Origin of the sequence: Vagococcus jeotgali, assembly GCF_035918315.1 — a bacterium.
GTDB classification, from domain to species: Bacteria; Bacillota; Bacilli; order Lactobacillales; family Vagococcaceae; genus Vagococcus; species Vagococcus jeotgali.
Genome location: NZ_CP142146.1, coordinates 1,084,098 through 1,110,612, shown reverse-complemented (window position 1 = coordinate 1,110,612; position 26,515 = coordinate 1,084,098). Strand labels below are relative to the sequence as shown.

General features: G+C 33.4%; 30 protein-coding genes. 22 read left to right on the top strand and 8 right to left on the bottom strand.

The genetic code is table 11. The features are described from left to right. Positions 1 to 10 precede the first annotated feature (10 nt). The 4 genes from fabZ to accA are packed head-to-tail and all read left to right on the top strand — an operon-like array spanning position 11 to position 3,464. Positions 11 to 439 carry a 3-hydroxyacyl-ACP dehydratase FabZ gene (gene fabZ / locus VSF34_RS05720; RefSeq protein ID WP_326716401.1) on the top strand — a complete coding sequence of 143 codons (429 nt, stop codon included), beginning with the start codon at positions 11 to 13 and terminating at the stop codon, positions 437 to 439. A 1-nt stretch (position 440) separates the two neighbouring features. Continuing rightward, positions 441 to 1,805 (top strand): acetyl-CoA carboxylase biotin carboxylase subunit, encoded by a 1,365-nt coding sequence (accC, locus tag VSF34_RS05715; protein WP_326716400.1) that lies wholly within the window; start codon positions 441 to 443, stop codon positions 1,803 to 1,805. Between the two features lie 11 nt (positions 1,806 to 1,816). Continuing rightward, positions 1,817 to 2,683 carry an acetyl-CoA carboxylase, carboxyltransferase subunit beta gene (gene accD / locus VSF34_RS05710; RefSeq protein WP_326716399.1) on the top strand — a complete coding sequence of 289 codons (867 nt, stop codon included), beginning with the start codon at positions 1,817 to 1,819 and terminating at the stop codon, positions 2,681 to 2,683. Then, positions 2,676 to 3,464, top strand: coding sequence for an acetyl-CoA carboxylase carboxyl transferase subunit alpha (gene accA / locus VSF34_RS05705; RefSeq protein ID WP_326716398.1), 789 nt, complete (start codon positions 2,676 to 2,678; stop codon positions 3,462 to 3,464). Before accD ends, accA begins: the two co-directional genes overlap by 8 nt. A gap of 32 nt (positions 3,465 to 3,496) precedes the next feature. On the opposite strand, the gene VSF34_RS05700 is transcribed toward accA, so the two are convergent. Next, positions 3,497 to 4,036 (bottom strand): DUF924 family protein, encoded by a 540-nt coding sequence (locus VSF34_RS05700; RefSeq protein WP_326716397.1) that lies wholly within the window; start codon positions 4,034 to 4,036, stop codon positions 3,497 to 3,499. Positions 4,037 to 4,182: 146 nt separating this feature from the next. On the opposite strand from VSF34_RS05700, the gene VSF34_RS05695 reads away from it, so the two are divergent. Together VSF34_RS05695 and VSF34_RS05690 are read left to right on the top strand one after the other, a co-directional pair. Beyond that, positions 4,183 to 4,518 (top strand): metal-sulfur cluster assembly factor, encoded by a 336-nt coding sequence (locus tag VSF34_RS05695; protein WP_326716396.1) that lies wholly within the window; start codon positions 4,183 to 4,185, stop codon positions 4,516 to 4,518. 120 nt (positions 4,519 to 4,638) lie between these two features. Next, positions 4,639 to 5,106, top strand: a complete 468-nt coding sequence (locus VSF34_RS05690; protein WP_326716395.1) for a hypothetical protein — start codon at positions 4,639 to 4,641, stop codon at positions 5,104 to 5,106. Positions 5,107 to 5,210: 104 nt separating this feature from the next. On the opposite strand, the gene VSF34_RS05685 is transcribed toward VSF34_RS05690, so the two are convergent. Then, the gene (locus VSF34_RS05685; RefSeq protein ID WP_326718034.1) at positions 5,211 to 5,843 is read right to left on the bottom strand and encodes a DUF1361 domain-containing protein; all 633 of its coding nucleotides are present in this window, start codon (positions 5,841 to 5,843) and stop codon (positions 5,211 to 5,213) included. Between the two features lie 212 nt (positions 5,844 to 6,055). On the opposite strand from VSF34_RS05685, the gene VSF34_RS05680 reads away from it, so the two are divergent. The 7 genes from VSF34_RS05680 (at position 6,056) to VSF34_RS05650 (ending at position 13,021) form a co-directional block, all read left to right on the top strand. Beyond that, positions 6,056 to 7,024: an NAD(P)-dependent oxidoreductase gene (locus VSF34_RS05680; protein ID WP_326716394.1), complete on the top strand. Its 969-nt coding sequence runs from the start codon at positions 6,056 to 6,058 to the stop codon at positions 7,022 to 7,024. Positions 7,025 to 7,515: 491 nt separating this feature from the next. Then, the gene (locus VSF34_RS05675) at positions 7,516 to 8,055 is read left to right on the top strand and encodes a hypothetical protein (RefSeq protein WP_326716393.1); all 540 of its coding nucleotides are present in this window, start codon (positions 7,516 to 7,518) and stop codon (positions 8,053 to 8,055) included. Between the two features lie 211 nt (positions 8,056 to 8,266). Next, on the top strand, positions 8,267 to 8,524 hold the full coding sequence (locus VSF34_RS05670) for an ASCH domain-containing protein (RefSeq protein ID WP_326716392.1): 258 nt from the start codon (positions 8,267 to 8,269) through the stop codon (positions 8,522 to 8,524). A 229-nt stretch (positions 8,525 to 8,753) separates the two neighbouring features. Further along, positions 8,754 to 8,870, top strand: a complete 117-nt coding sequence (locus VSF34_RS05665; protein ID WP_326716391.1) for a CAT RNA binding domain-containing protein — start codon at positions 8,754 to 8,756, stop codon at positions 8,868 to 8,870. Beyond that, a complete protein-coding gene (locus VSF34_RS05660) occupies positions 8,861 to 9,595 on the top strand; it encodes a PRD domain-containing protein (protein ID WP_326716390.1) in 735 nt (244 codons plus the stop codon). Before VSF34_RS05665 ends, VSF34_RS05660 begins: the two co-directional genes overlap by 10 nt. Before the next feature lie 122 nt (positions 9,596 to 9,717). Further along, positions 9,718 to 11,601, top strand: a complete 1,884-nt coding sequence (locus tag VSF34_RS05655; protein ID WP_326716389.1) for a beta-glucoside-specific PTS transporter subunit IIABC — start codon at positions 9,718 to 9,720, stop codon at positions 11,599 to 11,601. 1 nt (position 11,602) lies between these two features. Then, positions 11,603 to 13,021, top strand: coding sequence for a glycoside hydrolase family 1 protein (locus VSF34_RS05650; RefSeq protein ID WP_326716388.1), 1,419 nt, complete (start codon positions 11,603 to 11,605; stop codon positions 13,019 to 13,021). Between the two features lie 391 nt (positions 13,022 to 13,412). Here VSF34_RS05650 and VSF34_RS05645 read toward each other — a convergent pair whose 3' ends face one another. The 5 genes from VSF34_RS05645 to VSF34_RS05625 form a co-directional block, all read right to left on the bottom strand. Then, the gene (locus VSF34_RS05645; protein WP_227258472.1) at positions 13,413 to 14,654 is read right to left on the bottom strand and encodes an IS256 family transposase; all 1,242 of its coding nucleotides are present in this window, start codon (positions 14,652 to 14,654) and stop codon (positions 13,413 to 13,415) included. Between the two features lie 136 nt (positions 14,655 to 14,790). Next, entirely contained in the window at positions 14,791 to 15,531 is a 741-nt protein-coding gene (locus VSF34_RS05640) for a cation-translocating P-type ATPase (RefSeq protein ID WP_326716387.1), read from the bottom strand. 1 nt (position 15,532) lies between these two features. After that, a complete protein-coding gene (locus tag VSF34_RS05635) occupies positions 15,533 to 15,931 on the bottom strand; it encodes a P-type ATPase actuator domain-containing protein (protein WP_326716386.1) in 399 nt (132 codons plus the stop codon). A gap of 22 nt (positions 15,932 to 15,953) precedes the next feature. After that, the gene (locus VSF34_RS05630; protein ID WP_326716385.1) at positions 15,954 to 16,166 is read right to left on the bottom strand and encodes a hypothetical protein; all 213 of its coding nucleotides are present in this window, start codon (positions 16,164 to 16,166) and stop codon (positions 15,954 to 15,956) included. Positions 16,167 to 16,670: 504 nt separating this feature from the next. Then, the gene (locus VSF34_RS05625) at positions 16,671 to 16,838 is read right to left on the bottom strand and encodes a DUF3042 family protein (protein WP_326716384.1); all 168 of its coding nucleotides are present in this window, start codon (positions 16,836 to 16,838) and stop codon (positions 16,671 to 16,673) included. Between the two features lie 133 nt (positions 16,839 to 16,971). On the opposite strand from VSF34_RS05625, the gene VSF34_RS05620 reads away from it, so the two are divergent. The 5 genes from VSF34_RS05620 to glnA all read left to right on the top strand — a co-directional run bounded on the left by VSF34_RS05620 (position 16,972) and on the right by glnA (position 21,745). Beyond that, complete coding sequence (locus VSF34_RS05620; RefSeq protein ID WP_326716383.1) at positions 16,972 to 17,724, top strand: glycerophosphodiester phosphodiesterase; 753 nt, start codon at positions 16,972 to 16,974, stop codon at positions 17,722 to 17,724. Further along, positions 17,694 to 18,635: a tRNA (adenosine(37)-N6)-dimethylallyltransferase MiaA gene (gene miaA / locus VSF34_RS05615; protein WP_326716382.1), complete on the top strand. Its 942-nt coding sequence runs from the start codon at positions 17,694 to 17,696 to the stop codon at positions 18,633 to 18,635. Before VSF34_RS05620 ends, miaA begins: the two co-directional genes overlap by 31 nt. Before the next feature lie 16 nt (positions 18,636 to 18,651). Beyond that, positions 18,652 to 19,896 (top strand): GTPase HflX, encoded by a 1,245-nt coding sequence (gene hflX, locus VSF34_RS05610; protein WP_326716381.1) that lies wholly within the window; start codon positions 18,652 to 18,654, stop codon positions 19,894 to 19,896. Positions 19,897 to 20,021: 125 nt separating this feature from the next. Beyond that, the gene (locus VSF34_RS05605; protein WP_326716380.1) at positions 20,022 to 20,366 is read left to right on the top strand and encodes a MerR family transcriptional regulator; all 345 of its coding nucleotides are present in this window, start codon (positions 20,022 to 20,024) and stop codon (positions 20,364 to 20,366) included. A 41-nt stretch (positions 20,367 to 20,407) separates the two neighbouring features. After that, complete coding sequence (gene glnA, locus VSF34_RS05600; RefSeq protein WP_326716379.1) at positions 20,408 to 21,745, top strand: type I glutamate--ammonia ligase; 1,338 nt, start codon at positions 20,408 to 20,410, stop codon at positions 21,743 to 21,745. Between the two features lie 114 nt (positions 21,746 to 21,859). On the opposite strand, the gene VSF34_RS05595 is transcribed toward glnA, so the two are convergent. Continuing rightward, positions 21,860 to 22,438 (bottom strand): DUF5067 domain-containing protein, encoded by a 579-nt coding sequence (locus VSF34_RS05595; protein ID WP_326716378.1) that lies wholly within the window; start codon positions 22,436 to 22,438, stop codon positions 21,860 to 21,862. Between the two features lie 219 nt (positions 22,439 to 22,657). Between VSF34_RS05595 and efp the strand changes: the two genes are divergently transcribed. The 4 genes from efp (at position 22,658) to aroB (ending at position 26,510) form a co-directional block, all read left to right on the top strand. Next, on the top strand, positions 22,658 to 23,218 hold the full coding sequence (efp, locus tag VSF34_RS05590) for an elongation factor P (protein ID WP_326716377.1): 561 nt from the start codon (positions 22,658 to 22,660) through the stop codon (positions 23,216 to 23,218). A 294-nt stretch (positions 23,219 to 23,512) separates the two neighbouring features. After that, the gene (gene aroE / locus VSF34_RS05585; protein ID WP_326716376.1) at positions 23,513 to 24,409 is read left to right on the top strand and encodes a shikimate dehydrogenase; all 897 of its coding nucleotides are present in this window, start codon (positions 23,513 to 23,515) and stop codon (positions 24,407 to 24,409) included. Next, the gene (aroF, locus tag VSF34_RS05580; protein ID WP_326716375.1) at positions 24,406 to 25,440 is read left to right on the top strand and encodes a 3-deoxy-7-phosphoheptulonate synthase; all 1,035 of its coding nucleotides are present in this window, start codon (positions 24,406 to 24,408) and stop codon (positions 25,438 to 25,440) included. Before aroE ends, aroF begins: the two co-directional genes overlap by 4 nt. 11 nt (positions 25,441 to 25,451) lie before the next feature. Next, positions 25,452 to 26,510, top strand: coding sequence for a 3-dehydroquinate synthase (gene aroB / locus VSF34_RS05575; protein ID WP_326716374.1), 1,059 nt, complete (start codon positions 25,452 to 25,454; stop codon positions 26,508 to 26,510). Positions 26,511 to 26,515: the final 5 nt, after the last annotated feature.

The following is a 26,515-nucleotide window of genomic DNA, read 5'->3' as shown; positions in this document are numbered from 1 at the left end:
GAAGAAATAAATGCAATTAAATGTACAAGAAATTATGGAAATCATTCCAAACAGATACCCAATTATGATGGTGGATAAAGTGGTTGAGTTAGAACCTGGAAAATATGTGAAGGCAATTAAAAATGTGACTTATAATGAACAATTTTTCCCGGGACATTTTCCAGGTGAGCCTGTGATGCCTGGTGTCTTAATCTTAGAAGCCTTAGCTCAAACAGGATCTATTCCCTTATTAAAGAGTGAAGAATTTGTTGGTAAAACAGGCTATTTAGGTGGTATTGATAAGGTGAAATTCCGTCAAAAAGTTGTTCCTGGAGACGTGTTGATTATGGAGATGGAAATTATCAAGCAAAAAGGGAATATTGGGGTTGGTAGAGCGACAGCTACTGTTGAGGGTAAAAAAGTGTGTGAAGCTCTAATGACTTTTATTATTGGTGCTTAATATGTTTAATAAAGTGTTGATTGCCAACAGAGGAGAAATTGCAGTTAGAATTATTAGAGCTTGTCAGGAGATGGAGATTGAAACAGTTGCTATTTACTCAGAAGCAGATAAAGATGCTCTACATGTTCAGCTAGCTGACGAATCGGTTTGTGTCGGTCCTGATAAGGCGAGTGATTCTTATTTAAATATGCATCATATTTTAAGTGCAGCTATCACAACCGGTGCTCAGGCTATTCATCCAGGTTTTGGTTTTCTAGCAGAAAATAGTTTATTTGCAGAGATGTGTGAAGAATGCTCCATTGAATTTATCGGACCATCATCTCGAATAATTGAAGCCATGGGGAATAAAATTAATGCTAGAAAGCTAATGATAGAAGCAGAGGTTCCTGTTATTCCAGGTAGTGACGGGGAGGTATCTGATTTAGCTGAAGCAACAAGAATCGCTAAGGAAATTGGTTATCCTTTAATGTTAAAAGCTGCTGCTGGTGGTGGTGGTAAGGGAATTAGAAAAGTATTTGATGCAAGTCAGTTACAAGAGCAATTTCTATCAGCTCAATCAGAGGCCCGACTTGCTTTTGGGAATGATCAAATGTATTTAGAAAAAATTATTTACCCAGCTAAACATATTGAAGTTCAAGTATTAGGGGATAAGTATGGTCATGTCATCCACTTAGGAGAAAGAGATTGTTCTTTGCAAAGGCAAAATCAAAAAGTTTTAGAAGAAGCATCAGCTTTTTCTTTAAGTGATAATTTAAGACAAAAAATAGCTCAAGCAGCGGTAAAGGCTAGTCTTGCTGTATCTTATGAAAGTGCTGGAACGATTGAATTTTTAGTAGATGAGAGTGGTCATTTTTATTTTATGGAGATGAATACTAGAATTCAAGTGGAACACCCTATAACTGAAATGATTACAGGAGTGGATATTGTTAAATGGCAACTAGATATTGCTCAAGGCAAACCTTTAAATATTAATCAAGCTGAAATTGAGTTTACTGGTTATGCTATAGAATGCCGAATTAATGCTGAAAATCCACAATTTAATTTTGCACCTTCACCTGGGGTCATTACTAAGCTTCATTTTCCCGGAGGATTAGGTGTTAGAATCGATAGTGCTGTTTATCAAAATTATATGATTCCCTCTTTTTATGACTCCATGATTGCCAAAGTGATTGTTCATGGGAGTACACGAGAGGAAGCTTTACTTAAGATGAGACGGGCTTTACATGAGTTGAGTATTGAAGGGGTAATCACAAACCAATTTTTTCAAATGGATTTATTATCTCACCCAAATATGATTGTAGGAGATTATGACACAGCATTTTTACAAGATTTATTTTTAAAGGATTGGGTTAGTACAGAAGATTAAGGAGGAGAAAAATGGGGTTATTTAAAAAAAGAGATTACATACGTATCACTCCATTAGCACCTGCATCATCTGATCATTTAAAACCCATAGTACCAGATGGTTTGTGGGAAAAATGTCCGAATTGTAAACGAGTTCATCATAAAAAAGAATTAAGTCGTTTTAAAACATGTAGCCATTGTAATTATGGTTTTAGAATGAGTGTAGCAGAAAGACTTGAGGTGACACTTGATGACAATTCATTTTTTGAGCTTTTTAAAGACTTGCCTTTTAAAAACCATTTGAATTTTCCAGGTTACACAGATAAGATAGAACAAACTAAAAAAGAAACAGGACTGGATGAGGCTGTTGTCACTGGACGAGGAACTATTTTAGGTCATAAGACTTACATTGGTATTATGGATAGTCATTTTATTATGGGAAGTATGAGTCAAATTGTTGGGGAGAAAATCACTTGTCTTTTTGAAGAGGCTACAAAAGAAGGGTTACCTGTGATTTTATTCACTGCATCTGGTGGAGCTAGGATGCAGGAGGGAATTATCTCTTTAATGCAAATGGCTAAAATTTCAGGTGCTGTAAAACAACATAGTGAGGCAGGATTATTATATATAACAGTTCTAACAGATCCTACAACAGGTGGTGTCACGGCTAGTTTTGCGATGCAAGGAGATATTATTTTATCAGAACCTAAAGCTTTGATAGGTTTTGCTGGTAGACGTGTGATTGAACAAACGATTAATCAAACATTGCCAGATGATTTTCAAAAAGCAGAATTTCTTTTAAAACGTGGCTTTATAGATCAAATTATCAAACGAGAAGAATTAAGAAATAGATTGGGTTTATTACTTATGATGCATCAAGGTGGTGAATATATTGACTAAACTAAATGCCCATGATGTGGTTCAACTAGCAAGAAGTAGTAAGAGGTTAAGGACGATAGAAATTATTGATTATATCACAGACTCCTTTATAGAGTGTCACGGAGATAGGTATTACGGAGACGATTCAGCTGTTATTGGTGGTATTGGTTTGATTTCTGGGGAACCTGTTACCTTAATCGGTATCCAAAAGGGTCAGACTTTGGAAGAAAATATCGATACTCATTTTGGTTCACCTAGTCCTGAAGGGTATAGAAAATCATTACGCTTAATGAAACAGGCTGAAAAATTTAATCGACCAATTATTACACTAGTTAACACACCTGGTGCTTATTGTGGAATAGAAGCAGAAGAGCGTGGTGAAGGTGAGGCGATTGCTAGAAATTTATTAGAGATGAGCCAGTTAGGTGTACCGATTCTCTCTATTATGACTGGTGAAGGGGGTAGTGGTGGTGCATTAGCACTTGCTGTGGCTAATGATGTGTGGATGCTAGAACATAGTATTTATTCGGTTCTCTCCCCAGAAGGTTTTGCATCCATTCTATGGAAAGATAGTTTGAGGGCTAGTGAGGCCAGTGATATTATGAAACTAATAGCTCCAGACTTAAAAGAGTTACATGTGATAGATAAAATTATTTCTGAAAGAAGTGATGAGGGTCTGTTATCTCATGAAACGATATTAGAACAGTTAAAAAGTGATATTATCAACCAGCTAGGTATTTATAAATCAAAATCAGTTGATGACATAAAATCAGAAAGATATAAAAGGTTTAGACAGTTTTAAGTAAGAGGCTTAAAACTGTCTATTTTTTCTATTTAAAATGATGAATTAGGTTCTTTTAAAAAGGCTATTTCATCAGGTGTTGACTGGCGTCCTAGAATGTTATTTCGATGAGGATAGCGACCAAAGCGTTTGATAATCTCATAGTGACGATTTTCAAAATCAAGATATGTTTCAAGACCTGGTTCTGAAAATAAGACTTCTGCTTGTTGGTGAATTAAATCAGATTCAGAATGCATGTAAGGCATGTATAAAAAGGCCTTTTCTTGAGTAGTCAGCTCATCTATATCAGGTTGACGAATGGCTTCTTCAGCTAATATGAGTGCCAGTGAATCATAAGCAAAAGCTTCTTTTTCCCCGCGGTACATATTCCTTGAAAATTGATCTAAGACAATAATCTCAGCAAGTCTACCATGGATCGTATCGCGCCAAGTATATGTTTCACCAGCTACAATAGCCTTATGGATTTCTGAAAAACGTTCTTTAATGTCTTGATCTAGTTTTTCATTTTTTTCGAAATGCTGGTTTGGTGTTAATTCTTTAAACCAAAAATTTAATACATCTTGAGGTGTCATAAATGTCTCTCCTTTTTAAAATATTGTGTCTATTTAGTCTAACATAATATTTGTTAAATGTTTCTTTACACGCCTTCTTTCTCATTTACAAATGTCTTATTCTCAGTTAAGATATAGATGACCTTATTTTGAAAGGAGCTTTTTCTTTGGGTGAAAAAAAATGGACAGAAGAAGAAATTAAAACAATTCAAGAAGACATATTAGCCTCATTAGAAACAGTAATTGACCCAGAACTAGGGATTGATATTGTAAATTTAGGCTTAATTTATGAAGTAGAATTAGATGAAGATGGTTTTTGTGTGATTAAAATGACACTAACAACAATGGGATGCCCATTAGCAGATGTCATCACCGAACAAATCCACCAAGCAGTCAGTGAAGTTGAAGAAGTCAAAAAAGTAGATGTTCAACTTGTCTGGTACCCGGCATGGACGACAGATAGAATGAGCCGATATGCAAGGATTTCGCTTGGGATAAGGTAGTTTAGTGATTCATCTTAAATTATGTGATTAAATATATTTTTAGTATATAATTTTTTCTGAAAAATGAAGGGATATGTTATTTTGCCGAAACTATATTCGATTAGAGCATATGAAAATGTTATGAATGATACAAAAAAATGGTTAAATGATTTTAAGGAATCGGCTTATTATCAAGAACTATCTGAATCTGAAAAAAAACAAGCACAAACTATTGTCGAAATGTTTACAGAATTACATTATAATCATGAAATAAGAAAACCAAGAGAATGGACGAGAAATTCAGTAGAGGATATTATAACTGGTCCACTTGTTGAAAAAGAAGGGGTTAGTCAAGTATTTCTTAAACAGACACAGCTTGTGTTAACACAATATTTTTTATTTTTAAACGGATTAGGAAAAATAAAAAATGCACGAGTTTTAATTAATACTATTAATGAGTTGATTCCTATGATGATTAATTTTGGAGAATTTGTTTTAGAATCAACGAATTCTCCAATAGGAATTGATGGTCCTCTAGGGTATGAGATGGAAGGCTTAGATGAATTTGAAGTGTTTATCCGGCTCGAAAATCCATTAGACAATACTTGATAATTAGACATGATTTCTTATAAGTAGAAGACATATAAGGGTAGTTGATTAAACAATTTAAAAACCACGTAAGGTCAGGAAATACTGATCTTACGTGGTTTTATTCATTTAAATAATGCCTGACTAAGTTTAAAAGTACCATAAGCTACTGCTTGAATAATTGAGAATAATATAATGAAAATCAATGCTTTAACTGAAAACAAACCACCTAGCGTATTTATAATTTTAGATGGTTCTGTAATAAGGTCAATACTATTTAATCTTAAGAATCTTCCCAAAAATACACCAGTACTTAATACAATAAATCCTAAAAAGTACCAAATAAATACCCAAATAGATGACCATTGGTATGTGTTCCTTAATTTATCTAGCATAACAAATTCAGTTTTAAATCCTATCATTAAAAGGCTCAAAATACCTATCACAAGTAAAGTAAACATGACCCAAACAATACTTTTTTCAGTCATAATCCCACTTGTCAAAGGGTAAAAATTAATTCGATTTAAGTGAATCAAGTCTGTCATCAAATATAAATTATTTGGTAAAAAAATTAAATAAAAGAATGCAACAATCAAAGCGCTGTTATGCTTGCTATTTTTCTGATATAAAAAAAATAATTCAATAGGAACATAAGCCAATATAGAATCAATAAATAAAAAATGAATAGGCAAATTTAGATAAAAAAATGGAAAAATTAAACAACAATAGATCAAAAAATATATTCTAAGGTAAGTCATGGGTTGCTTCATACTATGTATCCTTTCTAACATGTGATTTCAGGCCTTATAAGCTTCTCGTAGTGTATCATAATATATGAAAGCAAGCAGTATAAAAATAGCCTTTGTTCTAAATAAAGGACATTAAGTTACAAATAGTTAAAAAGATGATACACTTTTATATAGATAAGCAGTACAGTAGTGTACTGAATAAATACTTAAGGAGAGATAAGATGATGACATCTATTTTTATTGCTATGCCATTACCGGAAGAATCAATCAATGTTCTAAAAGAGAATAAGTTATCCTATACTATTTGGGATAGTTTAGACCATATTACAGAGGATCAGTTATGTGAAAAAGTAAAAGATGTGACTGTTTTAATTAGCAGTGTGAGTGTGAATGTGTCCCAAGAAGTCATAGAAAGTGCTCCAAATTTAAAATTAATCGCCAATGTTGGAGATGGATATAGCAATATTGATATGGATGTGGCCAAAGCAAAAGGTATCACTGTGACAAATGCACCAACCATTGATTCCATTGCTTCAACTGCGGAGCAAACAGTGACTCTACTACTTGCCTTATCAAGACAAATTCTGGCAGGAGATAAGATGATGCGCAATCATGCTTTTCCTGGTTGGAGTGTAACCGGCTATTTAGGCGGGGATCAAGTCTATGGTAAGAAAATGGTGATCATTGGACTTGGACGGGTAGGGAAAATGGTCGCTCAAATGATGCAACCATTTAATATGGATTTGTATTACGTAGATCCAATTAAAGCAGATAATGAATTTGAAAAAGCAAATCACATCAAACGAGTTTCCTTAGAAGAAGGACTGGCTTTAGCAGACTATGTGACGCTAAATTGTGATTTGAATGCGGATAATTATCATATGTTTACTCTTGATACGTTTAATTTGATGAAGCCATCAGCTTACTGGATTAATTGTGCTAGAGGTCCACTAGTTAAAGAAGCGGACTTAGTGACTGCTCTTCAAGATAAAAAAATCGCCGGAGCTGCTCTTGATGTTTATGAATTCGAACCAGAAGTCAGTGATGCGTTAGCTGAGATTCCTAATACAGTTTTAACTCCTCATGGGGGGAATGCTACAGTTGAGGCAAGAAAAGAAATGGCAATGGATGCTGTGATGCAAGCAGTTCACTTTACTAAAGGTGAGCCTTTAGAATATGTTGTCAAATAATAGTAGTTATTATGAGAAGAGGTTGGCTTAACGGCCCCCTCTTCTTTGATCACCCAAATTTTATCTCCCATTATTCCTTATATCTATTTAAGAATTATTCAATCTTGAATAAAAGGAAAGCAAAGTAATAAGTAAAAGGATATGACAAGTGATGAATTAACAAGTTTTTATTTTTTATATAAAATATATTTTATATAAAGTTATGAATAAGTTGAATAGGACAGTATTAAGTTTATGTATCTATTGTATATTTTTAGTAAATCTGTAGATGAAAATGGCATCAAAATTTAACTAGTATTGTGTAATTTAAACAAACGTGTTATTTTTATTGAACGAACTTTTATAGAATATGATATAATAAAATAGAAATTTTATTTTGTAGAAGGATAACCACACGAAAATATTAGACTAGATGATTTTAAAGCAATGATGCTAAAAAATAACTAATAGGAATGTTTCAATGAAGAAATAGTGTTGGTTAAAATATGAGGATGGTGCAAAACATGGCTAAAGAATTTTCGGTAAAAGTATTAGATAATATTATGAATAATACAGAGGACTGGCTAAACTTGTTTAAGAAAGATGAGGGGTATACTAGTTTATCGACATCTGAGCAAGAAGACAGTGAATTTATTATTGAAATGTTCACAGAATGGCATTATACGTTTGATTCTAGGCGTCCAAGAGAGTGGACAAAGGCCTCACTTAAATATGTGCTAATAGATTTATTTCCAGCTCAATTAGCTTTTGGAAGAACATTTTTTGAAAATGTAGAACCGGTTTTAACTCAATATTTTTTATTTTTAGATAAAATAGGTAAAATAAAAAATGCTCAAGCTCTATTGAAAGAGTTAAAAGAAGTATCTCCTGTAATGATTGAAGAGGCTTTAACAGATACTAGTTTAGGTCTGGGTCAAACTTTAATAGATGCTGCAGAAGAGGAGAAAATAGAAATACATAATGGAGAGGAATTTCAACATTTTATCGCCATGTTAAATCAGTTAGATGGACATGGTAAACAGAAAATTTGAAGTTAGGAGTTGTGAAGAATGAGTGATCCGATTTTTAATTATTAGCAAGAATTTTGTCGTAAGAATGAAATTCATGACGAGTTAGATTTTGAAGCTTATAATTTTGGTAATTCTCCAATCTTAGCTGATAAGTTAGCAGATTTAGTATTAAGAGGTAAAAAAGACAGCCACAAGTTCAGGTTTAGCTCTTTATGAGATAGAAGGTGATGATTTGCCTCAAATTGATGATTATGCTGTAATATTAAATAGCCATGGCGAACCTATTTGTGTTATTCAAACAAAGACAGTAGAGATTCTTGATTTTAGCAATGTTAGTGCTAAGCAGGCAAAACAAGAAGGAGACTTATCTCTTTCATTTTGGAGACAAGCTCATCAAGCTTTTTTACAACCTATTTATCAAGATCTAGGCTTAGTGTTTAATAATGATACTAAAATTGTATACGAAACCTTTCAAGTTGTTTATAAATGAATATTAGTATGGAAAACTGCCCTTGATATTAGCTTGTGAGTTATTTAATGATTTGTTTAAATAATGAAACGTTTTCAAAAAAGTAGTTGTAAAATTTATTTGGTTATTGTACAATTAATTCAGGATAGTTATTGCACGTGCAAGCTACACCTATATATACCTAAATTTTTTTGTTGTGAAAAAATTTGGGATATATAGGTGTTTTTCTATTTTAAAGGAGGATATAGTTGTGGTTATTGAAAAAATCATAAACAATAATGTTGTTTTTTCAAAAGATAAATCGGGAAAAGAGATTGTTGTAGCTGGAAAGGGAATTGCTTTTCAAAAAAAATCGGTATGGAAATAGAAACTGATCGCATCGAAAAAATATTCCATACAAAGGATTATGCAGATTCTAAAAATATTGACAAATTACTTGAAGAAATCCCAGTAGAAATTTTTGAGATAACCAATGATGTGATTGAGTACGGTAAAGTATTATTAAATAAAGATGTGAGTGATAGTTTACTTCTATCTTTAAGTGATCATATCCATACTGTTTTAAAAAGAATGAAGGATGGTATGACCATTATTAACCCTAATATATGGGAAATTAAACGTTACTACCCTGATGAGTATTTAGTGGGGAAAAAAGCTTTAGAGCTCATAGAGGAGAAGACAGAAATATCGCTTCCAGAAGATGAGGTAGGTTTTATTGCAGTTTATTTTGTAAATGCCACAATGTATGATAAGCCAGACGAAATATATAGCGTCATGACTCTCATCCAAGAAATTTCTACAATCATAAAATATCATTTTAAAAAAGATTTTGATGAAGAATCTATCTACTACTATCGTTTTATTACACATCTTAAGTTCTTTAGCCAACGATTATTTGAAAATAAACAAGCTGATAGTCAAAATCAGGGAGATTTATTTGAAATCTTAAAAGATAAATATATTAATTCTTATGAGTGTGTGACATTAATTGATAAATTATTACAAGATAAGTATCAATATGCTTTATCAAAAGACGAGATGTTGTATTTAATTATTCATATTGAGCGGTTGATCTATACATCTGATGTGTAAATCAATCCCTATATTATAAATTAAACAATAAAGGAGGATAGACGTATTAATCCTTGGATAGTTACATTAAGTTGGCTACACCTTCAGTAATATTATTTTATTATCATATTGGAGGAAGAAAAATGGAAAAGTATAAGCAATTATCACAAAATATTATAGAAAATGTGGGTGGGTCTGAAAATATTGTTAGTCTAACCCACTGTATTACCCGTTTACGATTTGTCTTAAAAGATGAGTCTATTGCAAATGATGATGTTTTAAAAAATATGGACGGTGTCGTAACAGTTATGAAGGCTGGTGGACAATACCAAGTTGTTATTGGAAACCATGTACCAGATGTTTATAAAACCGTGTTAGAAGAAGCTGGTATTTCAGGTGAATCTTCAGATAGTGATGTTCAAAAGCAAATGAATTTTAAAGATAAATTCTTTGATTTAGTATCAGGAATTATGATGCCTTCTATTGCGATTTTATCAGCATCAGGGATTATCAAAGGATTAAATACCCTGTTAGCCATATTCGGCCTGTTCTCGATGGAGAGTGCTTACTACGTATTATTTAATGCTATTGGAGATGCTATGTTCTTCTTCTTCCCAGTTTTCTTAGGGTATAACACTGCTAAAAAACTAAAGGCTAATCCGTTTTTAGGTCTAGCTATTGGAGCAATTCTGTGTTATCCAGCAATTAATGGAGTGGATTTAAATTTTTCTGGTTATACGGTAAATGCTACATACACAAGTTCTGTACTACCAGTTATTTTAATTGTAGCACTAGCTGCTCCTCTTGAGAGATATCTAAATAAAATTATTCCAGATGTTGTCAAAACATTTATTGTGCCAATGATTGTGATGTTGATTTGTGTTCCTTTAGGATTTTTAATTATTGGACCGTTTGCTAATTTAATTGGATTATGGTTGAGTATGGGGTTAGATGTTGTTATTGGATTTAGCCCAACTCTTGCAGGGATTATTATTGGTGCAACATGGCAAATTCTTGTTATTTTTGGTGTACATATGGTTATCATTATACCAGGTATGATGAATCTTCTAGCTGGAACCCCTGACTCACTGATGGCATTACTTGGGTCTGTCTCCTTTGCGCAAACTGCGGTTGTATTTGCGATTTGGTTAAAAACAAAAGACAAAACACTAAAAAAAATAGCTTTTCCAGCTTGGATTTCAGGAATTTTTGGTGTTACAGAGCCAGCTATCTACGGTGTAACCTTACCACGAATTAAAATGTTTGTGATCTCATGTATTGGTGGTGCTATTGGTGGAGGAATTGTTGGGTTCTTAAATGTTAGAATGTATACAATGGCAGGTCTTGGATTGTTTAGTTTACCTGGACTAATTGAGCCAGAAGCAGGAAGTTTAAGTAGTTTATACGGCATGTTAATCGCCATAGTTGTATCAATGGTATTTTCTTTTGTCGCTGCTTATGTTCTATATAAAGATGATGTGAAAGAAGAAATAGATGAAGATAAATATTTTAATCCAGGTAGTCGTGTTGATAAAGAAATTATTGTCAGTCCTTTAAAAGGACATATTATGCCTTTAAAAGATATTGCTGACGAGGCTTTTTCTAAAGAATTATTAGGTAAAGGGATTGCCATTAAACCTAGTGAAGGCACTGTCTATGCTCCTTGTGATGGGACTGTGATGACAGTGTTTCCTACAAAACATGCTATTGGGTTAATTTCTGATGGTGGTTGTGAGATTTTAATTCACTTAGGAATGGATACAGTAAAACTTGACGGTAAATATTTTGAAGCTCATGTCACAAGTGAGCAAAAAGTTAAAAAAGGCGACAAGTTAGTCAGCTTTGATTTAGAAAAAATTACTGAAGCAGGCTATTCAATGGATACCCCGATTATTGTGACTAATTCTGCTGATTATTTTGATATTATTTCTATGCAAAAAGGTAGTGTTAATGTAGGGGATGATCTTCTAACTTGTTTATTAGGTGAATCAACTGCTCAAACATTAGCTACTGAAGGAGGAAGATAAGATGAGTTATCCAAAGAATTTTTTATGGGGCGGTGCGATTGCTGCCAATCAAGCAGAAGGAGCTTGGGATATTGACGGCAAGGGTGAGAGTATTTGTGATCATAAACGTGGTGGGAGTTTAAAAAAACAACGAGTTTTCGATAAAGTAATCTTAGAAGATGAGTATTACCCAAGTCATGAGGCTGTTGATTTCTATCATCATTATAAAGAAGATATTGCTATGTTTGGTGAGATGGGCTTTAAAGTGTTCCGTTTATCAATTGCTTGGAGTCGTATTTTTCCAAATGGGGATGAGACTGAGCCTAATGAAGCAGGTTTAGCCTTTTATGATAAAGTTTTTGATGAGTGTATCAAACACGGTATCGAACCTTTAGTTACTTTAAGCCATTTTGAGATGCCTTATCATCTAGTTAAAGAATATAACGGATTTTCAGACCGTCGTGTTATTGACTTTTTCTTAAATTATACAACCACAGTGATGGAGCGTTATAAAGACAAAGTGAAATATTGGCTAACCTTTAATGAAATTAACTTTGCTACCATGCCATTTGGTGGTCTAACAGTGTTAGGTATTCAAAATGAAAATGATGAAGATAATATGGCATTACGCTTCCAAGCGCTACATAATACCTTTATTGCCAGTGCAAAAACAGTAGTAGAAGGTCATAAAATCAATTCTGAGTTTAAAATTGGTTGCATGTTAGCTCACATGACCTTCTATCCTTTAACACCAAACCCAGAAGATATGTTACTTGTACAACAATGGGATAATTTATTAAATAATTTCTGTGGTGACGTGCAAGTGAAAGGGAAATACCCATATTTTATGAGTGAATACTTTAAAGATAACAATATTGATATTGTGTTTGAAGAAAGTGATAAAGAACTTCTGAAAGAAGGTAAAGTCGATTTTTATTCATTCTCATATTACTCAACAAATTGTGCTTCTATTGATCAAGGTAGAGAAATGACAATGGGTAACTTGATGGGTGGCATTAAAAATCCATATCTAGAGGCAAGTGAATGGGGTTGGCAAATTGACCCTACAGGACTTCGCTATACTCTAAATAAATTATATGACCGTTATGAGGTTCCTTTAATGGTTGTTGAAAATGGTTTAGGGGCAGTTGATGTAGTGGAAGAAGATGGTTCAATCATTGATGATTACCGTATTGATTATTTAAGAGAACATGTGATTGCAATGAACGAGGCAATTGAAGATGGTGTTGATTTATTCGGTTATACTATGTGGGGATGTATTGACTTGGTTTCTGCTGGAACTGGAGAAATGAAAAAGCGTTACGGATTTATCTATGTTGACAAAGATAATAATGGAGAAGGGACGCTAAAACGTAGTAAGAAAAAATCATTTAATTGGTATAAAAAAGTGATTGCATCAAATGGTGTGGATATTGCTTAATAAAATAAAAACACGACTGGAATTTCCAGTCGTGTTTTTATTTGGGTTGTTCAGCAAAGTAATTGTTTAGCGCATAAATATAGCTATCTTTTAAGAATGTAGTGGCTTCTTTTGAGATATCTGCTTGGCTATCAATGAGATCAAACGCATGGTAACAGCCTTCATATACTTTAAAATGAACTGGTACGCCAGCGATTTTTAAGCGGTGGAGGGTTTGTCAAGTTAAGTGTGTAAATTCCTTAAAAATAAAAATAGAAACTCAATTTGACAATGAGTCGTCCTGTGATAATCTCTAGGAATAAGAGGGTATTTTTAATAAACCTCTTGTCCCGATAAAAAATCGCAGGACGAGAGACTCGTTGTCAAATTTTATATGTCTCACTTATTTTGATTAGTAACGATTATATTTTTCGACACGTTTTGAAAAAGAGTCGTTGACCGTTAATTGGTTAAGCACCATAGCCCAATTATGAACATGCCCACCTTCCCATTTACTTTGAAGTTCTTTCACTCGAAGATATAATAGCTTAAGAAGGGCATTCTCATTAGGGAAAGCTCCTTTTTTAGTTACCTTGCGGAAACTAGAGTGAACACTTTCTACAGCATTTGTCGTGTACATTATTTTTCGAATAGCTGAGCCGTAATCAAATAATTGTTCGACATGGTGGAAATTTCTTTTCCAAACATCAATAGCTCCAGGATAGACTGCCCACTTTGTTTGAAAGGTATCAAAAGCTGTTTGAGCCGCTTTTAAAGAGGAGGCACTGTAAAAAGACTTCATATCCTTACAAACCTCTTTATAACTTTTACTTGGCACATAACGAAGGGCATTTCTAACTAAATGGACCAGACAACGTTGAACGACAACACCTGGGAAAATAGCTTTGGCTCCATTTTCAAGCCCTGATACACCATCCATTGAAATAAACAAAATATCTTCAACGCCACGCTCTTTAATCTCATCAAAAATCTGCATCCATCTATTTTTCGATTCTGTTTGATTTAGCCAAAGACCTAGAATTTCTTTATTTCCTTTTAAATCATAACCAAGAATTGTATACACCGCACATTCTTTCACTTCATAATTTTCTCTTAGAGTGACATACATACAATCGACAAACAAGAAGGCATAGCATTTGGCCAGAGGTCTGATTTGCCATTCCTCAAGTTCTGGTAATATTTGATCTGTGATATCCGACACCATATCATGAGAAATAGTAAAACCATAAATATCTTCAATTGTCGAGGCAATATCTCGTTGACTCATGCCTTTGGCATACATAGAAAGAACTTTTCCTTCAATACTTGAAACGTCTCTGCTTCTTTTAGGAATAATTTCTGGCTCAAAAGAAGCGTCTCTATCTCTAGGAACCTGAATGTCTAATTCACCAAAACTTGTTTTTAATTTTTTATTTCCATATCCATTCCGTCTGTTTTGAGTTTCTTTTTCTTGTCTTGACTGATTCTCATAACCTAAATGATTATCTAATTCTCCACGAAGCATTGCTTCAAACATCGGTCCAAAAACATCTTTTAGGGCTTCTTGCATGTCTTCAACCGATTCTGGTTGATAGGCATCAATAATTGATTGAGCTAACTTCGCTGATTTTTGATCTTTTTTCTTTTTTGTCATGACTTACCACTCCTTTAATCTATTGTAAAAAAAGAAAAACCGCGAAGCAACCCACTACCTAGGATGGTAGGTTACTTACACGGTTTATATTACACTCTCGCGGTGGACATAAATTTCTGTTTCGTCACAAAAAGGTTCAATACTCCCTTGTTATCATGACTACACGAATACCTGCACTTTGGCACTGGGTAATATGTTCTCTAACATTTTTACGAGGTGGGTCTTCTAGGCCAACTAATCCTACAAATTTAAGGTGGCAAGATTCAATATCAATAGGGATGTTCTCAATATTATCTACATCCATTGAACCTACAGCAATGACTCTTAAACCTTGTTTTGATAATAATTCAATATCTTTGAGAACTTTTGATTTTCCTTCTTTAGACAGATTTGAAATACCTAAAACACTCTCAGGAGACCCTTTGATAGATATAGTAATATTGTCTTGTTTTTTCCAAACATGTCCCATCATTTTTAATTCATCAGTAAAAGGATATTCAGTGATTAACTCCCCGCTAAACAGTTGTTTTTTAGTCATATTATGATGTTCACAATAATTTAGCATCGCGATTACCATAGGATCATATGGATCAGTTTCACAGGCTAATCCCATTAATTCGGTTAATTCACTATCATTGGTTGTTGAAGAAATTAGTTGGATGACAGTCATTTCATTTTTTGTAACTGTGCCTGTTTTATCAACGCAAAGAACAGAAACAGCTCCCATGGTTTCAACAGCAGTTAATTTTCCAATCAAAGATTTTTTCTTAGCTAATCGCCATGCCCCCATTGATAAAAATACAGTTAATACAACTGGAAATTCTTCTGGTATCATAGCCATAGCAAGGGAGACACCTGATAAAATACTTTGAATCATTCTATTCTTTAAGTTCTAAATGTGATTCGTTTAAGAAAGTAAAGACGCTGACCATAATGAATAATATCGTTGCAATAACAGCGCTGATTTTTACAATTTTGTTAGTTTGTATTTCAAGCGGGGTAGGAGTGTCTATAGCTTTAGCAAGGTGAGATCCAATTTTACCGTACTCTGTTTCAAGTACTATTTTATCTACTAAAATAGTCCCACTTCCAGTCGTTACAAGCGTACCTGTATAACAATAATCATTACGCCAGTAATCATCAGTATCTAGCTCATTATTAACTTGTTTAAAAACAGCTAGAGTTTCTCCGGTTAGTGAAGATTCATCAATTCGTAAGTCATTTGCTTTAATGATAAACCCATCAGCAGGAACTTTACAGCCCTCTTCAACATACATCATATCACCTGGAACTAACTCTTCACTTAATATAGTTTTGGATATGATTATCTCTTAGTACTTTTACTTTGGGGGTTGATAAATCTTTCAGTGCATTTAGAGTTTGATCTGTTTTCCATTCTTGAATGACCTCTATTGTGATGATAACTAAAACAAAAATTAGCATAATGCTACCATCAATTGGTTCACCTAAAATAAAATAGACTACTGAAGCAATAATAAGAAGTAGAAACATGGGTTCTATTAAAATTTGTATAATCTTCAGTATAAATGATTCCTTTTTTTCAGCTGTTAATCTGTTTTTTCCAAACTGCTCTTGTTTTTTTATGCTTCATCTATTGTTAAGCCTTTATGATTAGATTTTTTCTGATTGTTCATTTTTCTTCCTCCTAAATTAAATCAACGTAACTAATGGAAGATTTAATGAAGCAAGAAAATCTGTTTTCAATAAAACTGATTTTTCGTTCAGTGAGTGAGACACATGTCATTTTCATACTCCTTAACTTGACTTGGAGTATCTAATTTATCTTGTAAAATAAGTATTAGTCAAAAAAAATAAGTTTTTTATAGTATAAAAATTACTAGAAAACAGACCAAAAAATAAATTTAAGTACCTCTAATTTTTTGTAATCGGACTCATTACGTCATAAATAAGATATTATGTTTTATTTTATAATATGATGAGAAAAACCAATTTTATGGTAAAAAAATAAGCCCAAATGGACTTATTTTATATGAATTATCTAGCTCTACTTTTACGCATCGCTTTTTTACGATTGTCTTCTGCGATTAATTCTTTTTCTTCGATTGGGTCGATGACTGTTTTTTTAACACCTAGAACAGCACCAGCAAGAGCAGAAATTGTTACAGCTGTTCCTACTAAAAAACCTTTAGTAAATTTGTTCATCAGTTTCACTTCCTCATATTTAATTATAATCCCATTATGACTGATTTATTAATAAAAATCTAGTAATAACTAAGTTAAAAAGTGTTAAAATTTCTGAAAAGTGTTAGAATTAGCTGTATAAGGAAGTGGATAAATGACTGATATTATAGCTCATAGAGGAAGCAAAGGCACAAGACCTGAAAATACACTTTTGGCTTTTAAGGAAGCTAGTGAGTGTGGGGTTGATGGGATTGAACTTGATGTTCAGTTAACAAAAGACAAACAGGTAGTTGTCATTCATGATGAGAAGGTAGACCGAACGACTGATGGAGTTGGCTATGTTGAACAAATGATGTTACACGAAATAAAATCTCTTGATGCAGGAAGTTGGTTTTCTCCTGACTATAAAAATGAGAGAATACCTTTGTTTAAAGAGGTGTTGACATTACTAAAAGAGTTGGATTTTAATGGCTTTTTGAATATTGAGTTTAAGACAGATAAAATTCAATATGAAGGAATAGAAAAATTAGTTATAAAAGAGCTAGAAGATACTAAGTTTGAAAATAAAGTTATTTTTTCATCCTTTTCAAAAAAGACAATTGCTAACTTAGAAGCACTACATTTAAATGGTGCTAAAGCTTTTATTTCCCATGGTTGGCTTAGCGACCAGAGATATCTGTCTAGAGAAAAAGAAATAACAGGATATCATCCAAAGCTTAGCTGGATTAAACGACGTGAAAAATGGTTGTGTGAGTTAAATCAAGAAGTACGTCCTTGGACGGTTAATAAAGAAGAAGATATGAGATGGTGTTTGAATCACCATCTTTCTGGTTTTTTCACAGATTTTCCAAGAAAAGCAATCGAGGTAAAACGTATATGGAAAAGCAACAAGTTGTCGTCATTGTAGGTCCTACAGCTGTTGGGAAAACAGCACTAGGTGTAAAATTAGCTCAAGATTTTAATGGTGAAGTTATTAGTGGTGATTCTCTTCAAGTCTATAGAGGTCTAGATATAGGGACTGCTAAAGTTACCAAAGAAGAAACCATGGGTGTGACACATCATTTGATTGATATCATTGAGCCAACAGAAGATTATTCTGTTTACGAATTCAAACAAGAAGCAACTAAAATTATTGATAGATTAAGCAAAGAGGGAAAGTTACCCATTATCGTTGGTGGAACTGGCTTGTATATCCAAGCTCTTTTGTATGATTTTAATTTAGGTTCAAATACTATAACTGATGAAGAATTATTAGTTAGAAACAAATGGGAAATGATAGCTAAAAATTTGTCGAAACAAGAGTTATGGGAAAAATTAGATAAGGTGGACCCTGCAGCTAGCAAAGTGATTCATCCTAACAATCAAAGACGGGTACTAAGGGCGTTAGAAGTTATTGAATTAACTGGTGTCAGTATCACCAATCAGCAAAAAGTTGATTTTTTAGATCTTGATCAAAGTATTTATGATGTGATGTTGATTGGATTAAACACTGACCGAGATGTATTGTATCAACGAATTAATCAACGTGTAGATATGATGATTGAGGCAGGTTTGATAGAAGAGGCGAAGTTCGTTTACGATTTAGGAGAAACACAAAGTAGTAAAGGAATTGGCTATAAGGAATTTTTCCCTTATTTTAAAGGAAATATAAATCTGGAAGAAGCTAGTCAACAGGTTAAGCAAAATTCTAGGCGATATGCTAAAAGACAGTTAACATGGTTTAATAACCGGATGACTGTTAGCTGGTGGAATTTTGTTGAATATCCTAAGTCAATATCTAGGTTAGAAGAAAAATTAAAAGCATGGTATAAAGGATAAAGAGAGAGGTTTTTATATGGAAAAAGTGATTTTAGTTGGAGCAGAAACAGAGACGAACTATCAATTTTTTGATGAATCGATGAAAGAATTAGGTAATTTAACAGAAACTGCTAATGGTGAAGTGGTTGGCATGCTAACTCAAAAGCGCCAAACAGTTGATAGAAAAACAATTTTAGGGAAAGGGAAACTTGAAGAATTAAAAGCTCTTGTTGCTTCAAAAGAAGCCAATACTGTTATTTTTAACCATAAATTAACAGCACGTCAAACAACAGTTATTGAGGAAGTTATTGATGCCAAAGTGATAGATCGTGTTCAACTAATTTTAGATATCTTTGCTGCAAGAGCAACATCTAAAGAAGGACAACTACAAGTAGAACTGGCTCAATTAAGTTATATGTTACCACGCTTAAGTGGACAAGGTGTAGATTTATCACGTCTTGGCGCTGGTATTGGCTCTAAAGGTCCAGGGGAGACAAAACTTGAAACAGACCGTCGTCATATTAGATCTAAAATGACAGCAATCAAGCACGAATTAAAAGATTTAGAAAAACATAGAGAAGTTAGTCGCCAAAAACGTAAAGAAGCTGATATTTTACAAATTGGTTTAATTGGTTATACTAATGCTGGAAAATCGACCATTTTAAATTTACTAACAGATGCTAAAACTTATTCAGAAGATAAATTGTTTGCCACACTTGATCCATTGACTAAAAAATGGGAATTACCAACAGGAATGCAAACAACTTTGACAGATACAGTTGGGTTTATTCAAGATTTACCAACCCAGTTAATCGAAGCTTTTAAATCAACACTTGAAGAAAGTAAAAATATGGATATTTTATTACATGTGGTAGATGCTACTAGTGAAAATCGTGATCAACAAGAAAAAACCGTTATGAAATTAGTGAAAGACTTAGAGATGGAAGATATTCCAATGCTGACAGTCTATAATAAAGCTGATTTACTAACAGAACCTTTTGTCCCAACTCTATTTCCTAATTGCCTGATATCTGCCAATAAAGCTTCTGATAAGGAAGTACTAACCCGTGATATAGTGACATTTTTAGAGGAAACTTTAACAAAATATAATCTATACTATAGTCCAAGGGATATGCAGTATTTTAATCAATTGAAAGAACATACTTTACTTTTAAGTTATGATTATAATGAGGAGACAAATCAATATCATATGGTTGGTTATGCTAAAAATATTCAAAAATGGGATAAGGGAGAGCCAGAAGTCTTGGCTAATAAAGACTAGACCATTTTAAATAAAAATTAAATTTAATTAAAAGTTACAATCCATGTTAGATAATCTAACATGGATTGTTGACTTTTTTTTTTGACGTGATAAGCTAAATTCATCCTTTGAGAAGGGAGAGTATTATGAGAAACAGAGCATTAAAAAGAGAACAAGCAGTTTTTCCAATAGGCTCTGTCATGACGTTAACTGAATTGTCAGCAAGACAGATAAGATATTATGAGGAACAAAAATTAATACATCCTAAAAGAAATGATGGCAATAATCGGCTGTTTTCTTTACATGATATCGACCTACTTTTAGACATCAAAGAATTTTTAGATGACGGGTATACCATTAAAGAAATAAAATCATTTTTTGAAAAGCAAAAACGAGAAGAAGAGATGCTCTCAGAGGAGAAAATACGAATTGCCTTGTATGGTGATTTAATGAAACAAAGTGGCATGACAGATACTCAACAATTTCATTAATAATTAACAATATAAATTTAATATGTAAGGGACGGGAAAAGATGAAAAAGTATTCAACAAAGGAACAAATTAAGCAAGTTGCTGAGCAAGAAAATGTTAGGTTTTTAAGACTAATGTTTACAGATATTTTAGGACGTTTAAAAAATGTTGAGGTACCGATCAGTCAAATAGATAAAGTATTAGATAATAAAATGATGTTTGATGGTTCATCTATTGAAGGGTTTGTCCGTATTGAAGAAAGCGATATGTACCTATACCCAGATGTCTCAACTTGGATGGTATTCCCGTGGGAGAGTGAAAAAGGAAAAGTTGCAAGACTAATTTGTGATGTGTACGGAACTGATGGTAAACCTTTTAAGGGAGATCCTAGAAGTAATTTAAAACGCGTGATGAAAGAGATGGAAGAATTAGGTTTCACTGAATTTAACATTGGGCCAGAACCAGAATTTTTCCTATTTAAGTTAGATGAAGATGGACAACCAACGAATAAATTAAATGATCAAGGTGGTTATTTTGATTATGCACCGATTGACTTAGGAGAGAACTGTCGTCGTGATATCGTGCTAGAATTAGAGAGCTTAGGATTTGAAGTTGAAGCAAGTCATCATGAGTGCGCTCCTGGTCAGCATGAAATTGATTTTAAATATGCTGATGCGATTGAAGCTTGCGATAATATTCAAACCTTTGAATTAGTCGTTCGTACTATTGCTAGAAAACATGGGTTACACGCAACATTTATGCCAAAACCGTTGTATGGTATTGCTGGTAGTGGAATGCATATCAATATGTCTTTGTTTAATTCTGATGGTAATGCTTTTTATGATCCAAATGGTGAAGGAGAATTAAGTCAAACAGCTTATCATTTCCTAGGTGGGCTTTTAGAGCATGCTAGAGGGTATACTGCTGTTTGTAATCCAATTGTTAATTCATATAAACGTTTGGTTCCAGGATATGAGGCACCGGTCTATGTGGCATGGAGTGGGAAAAATAGATCACCTTTAGTTCGTGTTCCAAGTTCAAGAGGGATGTCTACTCGTTTAGAGTTACGTTCTGTTGACCCGACAGCTAATCCTTATCTTGCTATGGCGGTACTTCTTGAGTCAGGGCTTGATGGGGTAAAGCGTCAGTTAACGCCACCAAAAGCTGTGGATCGTAATATTTATGTGATGACAGAAGAAGAGCGCGCAGAGGCTCAAATCACAGATCTACCATCAACCCTACATAATGCAGTAAAAGCTATGAGAAAAGATAAAGTTGTAGAAGAAGCACTTGGTTCTCATATTTATAATAATTTTATTGAATCAAAACGTATGGAATGGGATGCTTACCGTCAGCAAGTATCTGAGTGGGAACGTCAGCAATATTTAGAGATGTATTAATTAAAAAAACACTTGCTATCATATCAATGTTTAGCAAGTGTTTTTTTAATTTATTAATGAGTAGTAGATATTTTGGAATAATGAAGAATATGAGATAAAAAGTTATTTAATATCCTATTTGACATCAAAGGTTAGAGAGCCAAATGTTTCTCCAGAGATATTCTGAGCTGTCAGTTCAACTGGAGTCTCTTCATTAATCAATTTATATGCAGTAGCTCCTTTAATGGTTTCACCAGGTTTAATGGTTTCTTTTTGAGTTTCATCAAAACTGTCATCATTCAAAGGTGCGATACTTAAATTTTTGTCTTTTCCTTGTGTTGCTATAAAACTAGACATCCAGGCCTTCATAGGTGTTAAATTATCACTTTCATCTTCATCTTTAGAAGCTGTTGTTTCATACCAAAAAGCAATAATCGCTTCTTTACCGTACTCATTACCTTCTTCTCCTGCTGGGATAACTTTATGATCTGTAATTTTTATGTTATAAGCATTTGTTTTTAACTCTTTAGAATCATTTGTATTGAAAGTGGTTTTTTTTATGTCTTTGACAGCCTTTTTATCGTCATTATTAGATTCTTTACTCGTTGTTTCTTGTTTTGTATTTGTATCTGTCCCTTCTTGATTTGAAGCTCCACAAGCTCCAAGTGTCAATAAAGTTAAACTCAGAATACTAACTAATTTGATATGTTTCATACATAATCCTCCAATTATCTCTTGCGAGAAAGTAATTTATATATAAAATAATATCATACAAACTTCCATTTTTACTAAATATCAGTTCGAAAATTAAGGAAATTTTATTGTCACCTATATTACTTATCTTTACTAGATTGATATTTTAAAGTTGAAAGTTTCCCTCTTTCTTATTTTATGATATTATGAAGTGTAGAAAAGATAAGGGAGATATGCCAAATGATATCAGTTGGAGATTTAAGAGCAGGAATGACATTTGAAAAAGATGGTAAACTAATTAAAGTTTTAGATGCTAGTCATCATAAGCCAGGTAAAGGTAATACAGTTATGCGTATGAAATTAAAAGATCTACGCTCAGGTGCAACTACTGAAACAACTATGAGACCTGATGAAAAAGTAAAAAAAGCACATATTGATACAAAAGATGTTCAATATCTATATATTCAAGATGATGTAGCTACTTTTATGGATTTAACGACGTATGAACAATATGAAATTCCAGTTGAAGTTATTAAAGAAGAATTAAAATTCTTATTGGATAATATGGAAGTATCAATTCAATTTTACGAATCAGAAGTTGTAGGTGTTTCTTTACCAACAACAGTTATTTTGACAGTTGCTGAAACTCAACCTTCAATTAAAGGAGCTACTGTGTCAGGCTCTGGTAAACCAGCAGTGATGGAGACAGGTTTAGTTGTAAGTGTTCCTGACTTTATTGAAACAGGAGAAAAACTAGAAATCAACACGTCAAATGGTGACTATGTTCGCCGTGCAAAATAATTATGAAAGCACTCTTAAAGAGTGCTTTTTTTATTGGTTTCCTATGGCTAAAATGTAGGTCGTGTTTGACATAGCTTGATTTTATAGCTATAATTTTAGCAATCATATAATCTTTGATAAAGACAGTTATTAAAGTAAATAGTAGTAGGCAAAGTAAGACTTGACAGGTCGTTAAAGGGTTAGTTAATTAAATATTACTTTGTGATAGAGTTTAAGTTTTTAACGACGATAGTGTGAGAGAAGTTTTTTCTCATAAATCGTCGTTTTTTTATGGAAAGGTGATAGGATAAATAAATGGAAACACAAAAAATAGGTGGTAGAACACAACTTTATGGTATTTTTGCTCATCCGATTAAGCATAGCTTGTCACCATTTTTACATAATCAATCATTTTTAGACAATGATATTGATGCTAGGTATTTAGCTTTTGATGTAGAGCCAAATGAGTTTGATGCTGCTATGAAGAGTATTCAAGCTTTAAATATAGGTGGTCTTAATCTTTCAATGCCGTATAAAGAAAAAGCCTTAAGTTATATGGATGAGTTATCGCCAGAAGCTGAGTTTATAGGAGCAATTAATACTATTTTGAACCGAGATGATGTGTTAATTGGATACAACACAGATGGTATTGGATTTGTTAGGAGTTTAGAAGCAGAGAATATACAGCTTGCTAATCAACGAGTGGTTTTACTAGGTGCAGGTGGTGCCTCTAAAGCAGTTGCTTACCAGCTGTGTCAAAATCATGTTAAAGAGATTATCATTTTTAAAAGAAAAAATAGAACTTTTCAAGAAGTATGTAACTATTTTAAAGGTATGTCAGAAAAATGTCATATTCCTATTCGTGTTTTTCCTTATGAAGATCATTTAAATCTGAATCATAAAATAAAAAACAGTGATATTATTGTGAATTGTACAAATATTGGAATGGGACATTTAGAAGAAGCGATGCCGATTAATGACTTGTCCATTTTAGAGAAAAACCAAGTAGTAGTTGATTTGATTTATCAACCACAAGAAACTCTTTTTCTAAAGGGAGCTAAAAAAAGAGGCTGTCACACAATAAACGGTTTAGGTATACTTTTGTATCAAGCAGCTGAGGCTTTTAACATATGGACTGGTAGTGATATGTCAGTAAGTAATATTGAAGAGACAGTGAAGAGAAAACTATACAAAGAGGGGTCAACATCATGATCATAATAATGGAAGAACAAGCAGAAAGCTCAGAAATAAAGGCAGTTCAGGACAGAATCAAATCAGAAGGTTTTCCTTATCATGTTATTAGAGGGGACGAGCAGATTATCATTAGTATAATTGGAGACACGCGTTTAATTAAAGATGTTCCTTTTGAAAGGTATGAATCAGTGTCTCACGTTGTGCATACTCAAAATTCTTATAAATTGACCAGTCGTGATTTTAAAGCTGACGATTCTATTGTCAATGTGTCTGGATTAAAAATTGGTGGTAATGAACCTTTTATTACTATGGCAGGTCCATGCTCTATTGAGAGTCAAGAACAAATTATGGAGTGTGCTAGAATTGCTAAAGAAGGTGGCGCTAAAGTGCTACGTGGCGGAGCCTTTAAGCCAAGAACCTCACCATATGCCTTTCAAGGTTTAGGAGAAGAGGGCTTAATTTATATTAGAAAAGCTGCAGATCACTACGGGTTAAAAGTTATTACTGAGGTAATGGATGAGGCTAATTTACCTCTGGTTGCAAGATATACAGATATTTTACAAATTGGGGCTAGAAATATGCAAAATTTCAAATTACTGCAAGCCGTTGGTAAAACAGGCATGCCTGTTGCCTTAAAGCGTGGTATTGCTGGAACGATTGATGAGTGGTTAAATGCGGCTGAGTATATTGTTGCTGAGGGTAATTTTAATATAATCTTCGTTGAGCGTGGTATACGCACCTATGAAACTGCGACTCGAAATACTTTTGATTTAAGTGCTGTTCCTGTCATTCAAAAATTAAGTCATTTTCCAATTATTGTTGACCCTTCTCATGGTGTTGGTGAGTGGGATTATGTGGCACCGATGGCTTTGGCAGGTGTGGCTTCAGGAGCTTCAGGGATGATTGTTGAAATTCATCCAGAACCTCAAAAAGCGTGGTCAGATGGTCAACAATCATTAAATGAAAAGCGTTATTTAAATATGATGGCTCAGGTCGACGTGTTAAGTGATACGATGAAAACTATTAAGCCCATTCAAAATGATATATAGGAGTTAAATTTATGAATATTTCAGTAGACTTATCTCATCATCAATATGATTTACTTATTGAAAAAGATTGTTTATCTTCAATTGGCGAAAGAGTGCTAAGTATCTGGGGAGATAGAAAAGTTGTCGTCATAACAGATGAATTAGTGGATTCCTTGTACGGTAGAGAAGTTAAAGAAAGTTTAGAGAAATCAGGATTTGATGTTTATATTTTTTCCGTTGTACCAGGAGAGAATAGCAAATCTTTAGATCAGGCAAGTGCCATATACGAATATTTAGCCCAAATTAATATGTCCAGGTCTGATGGTATCATCGCACTTGGTGGTGGTGTTGTAGGTGATTTAGCTGGCTTTGTAGCATCAACTTATATGCGGGGTATATCTTTTATTCAAATACCAACGACACTCCTAGCCCAGGTAGATAGTAGCATCGGTGGTAAAACAGCAGTAAACACGACTTTTGCTAAAAATTTAATAGGAACTTTTTACCAGCCAGATGCTGTATTTATTGATCCGTTGACTTTAAATACTTTAGATAGCAGGCGTATTCAAGAAGGCTTGGCTGAAATAATTAAAAGCGCTGCTATTAAAAGCAAAAGGCTTTGGGACAAGTTAGGCAAGCTAGAGAGTTTAGATGATTGTATTCTTGTTGCTGATGAGTTGATTTATGAGTGCTGTCAAATAAAAAAATCGGCTGTTATAGCAGATGAATTTGACCACGGAGAGCGTTTGCTGTTAAATTTTGGACATACAATTGCTCATGGGATTGAACAAATTAAAGGTTATGGTGTTGTGACACATGGTGAGGCTGTATCAATTGGTATGGTAACAATAACAAGACAAAATGAACTATTGCATAACATGGGTCATAAAACGAGTACGGCTTTGGCAGAACTACTTACAAAGTTTGGTTTACCAATACAATTACCAACCATTAATTCAAAGAGATTGTATGATGTTATTTTACATGATAAAAAAGTCACAGGTGATCGTATAAAAATAGTGTTATTACATGAAATTGGTATGGCTTATGTGAAGGAAATACCACTAAGCAAATTTAAAGATTATTTATAAAAAGG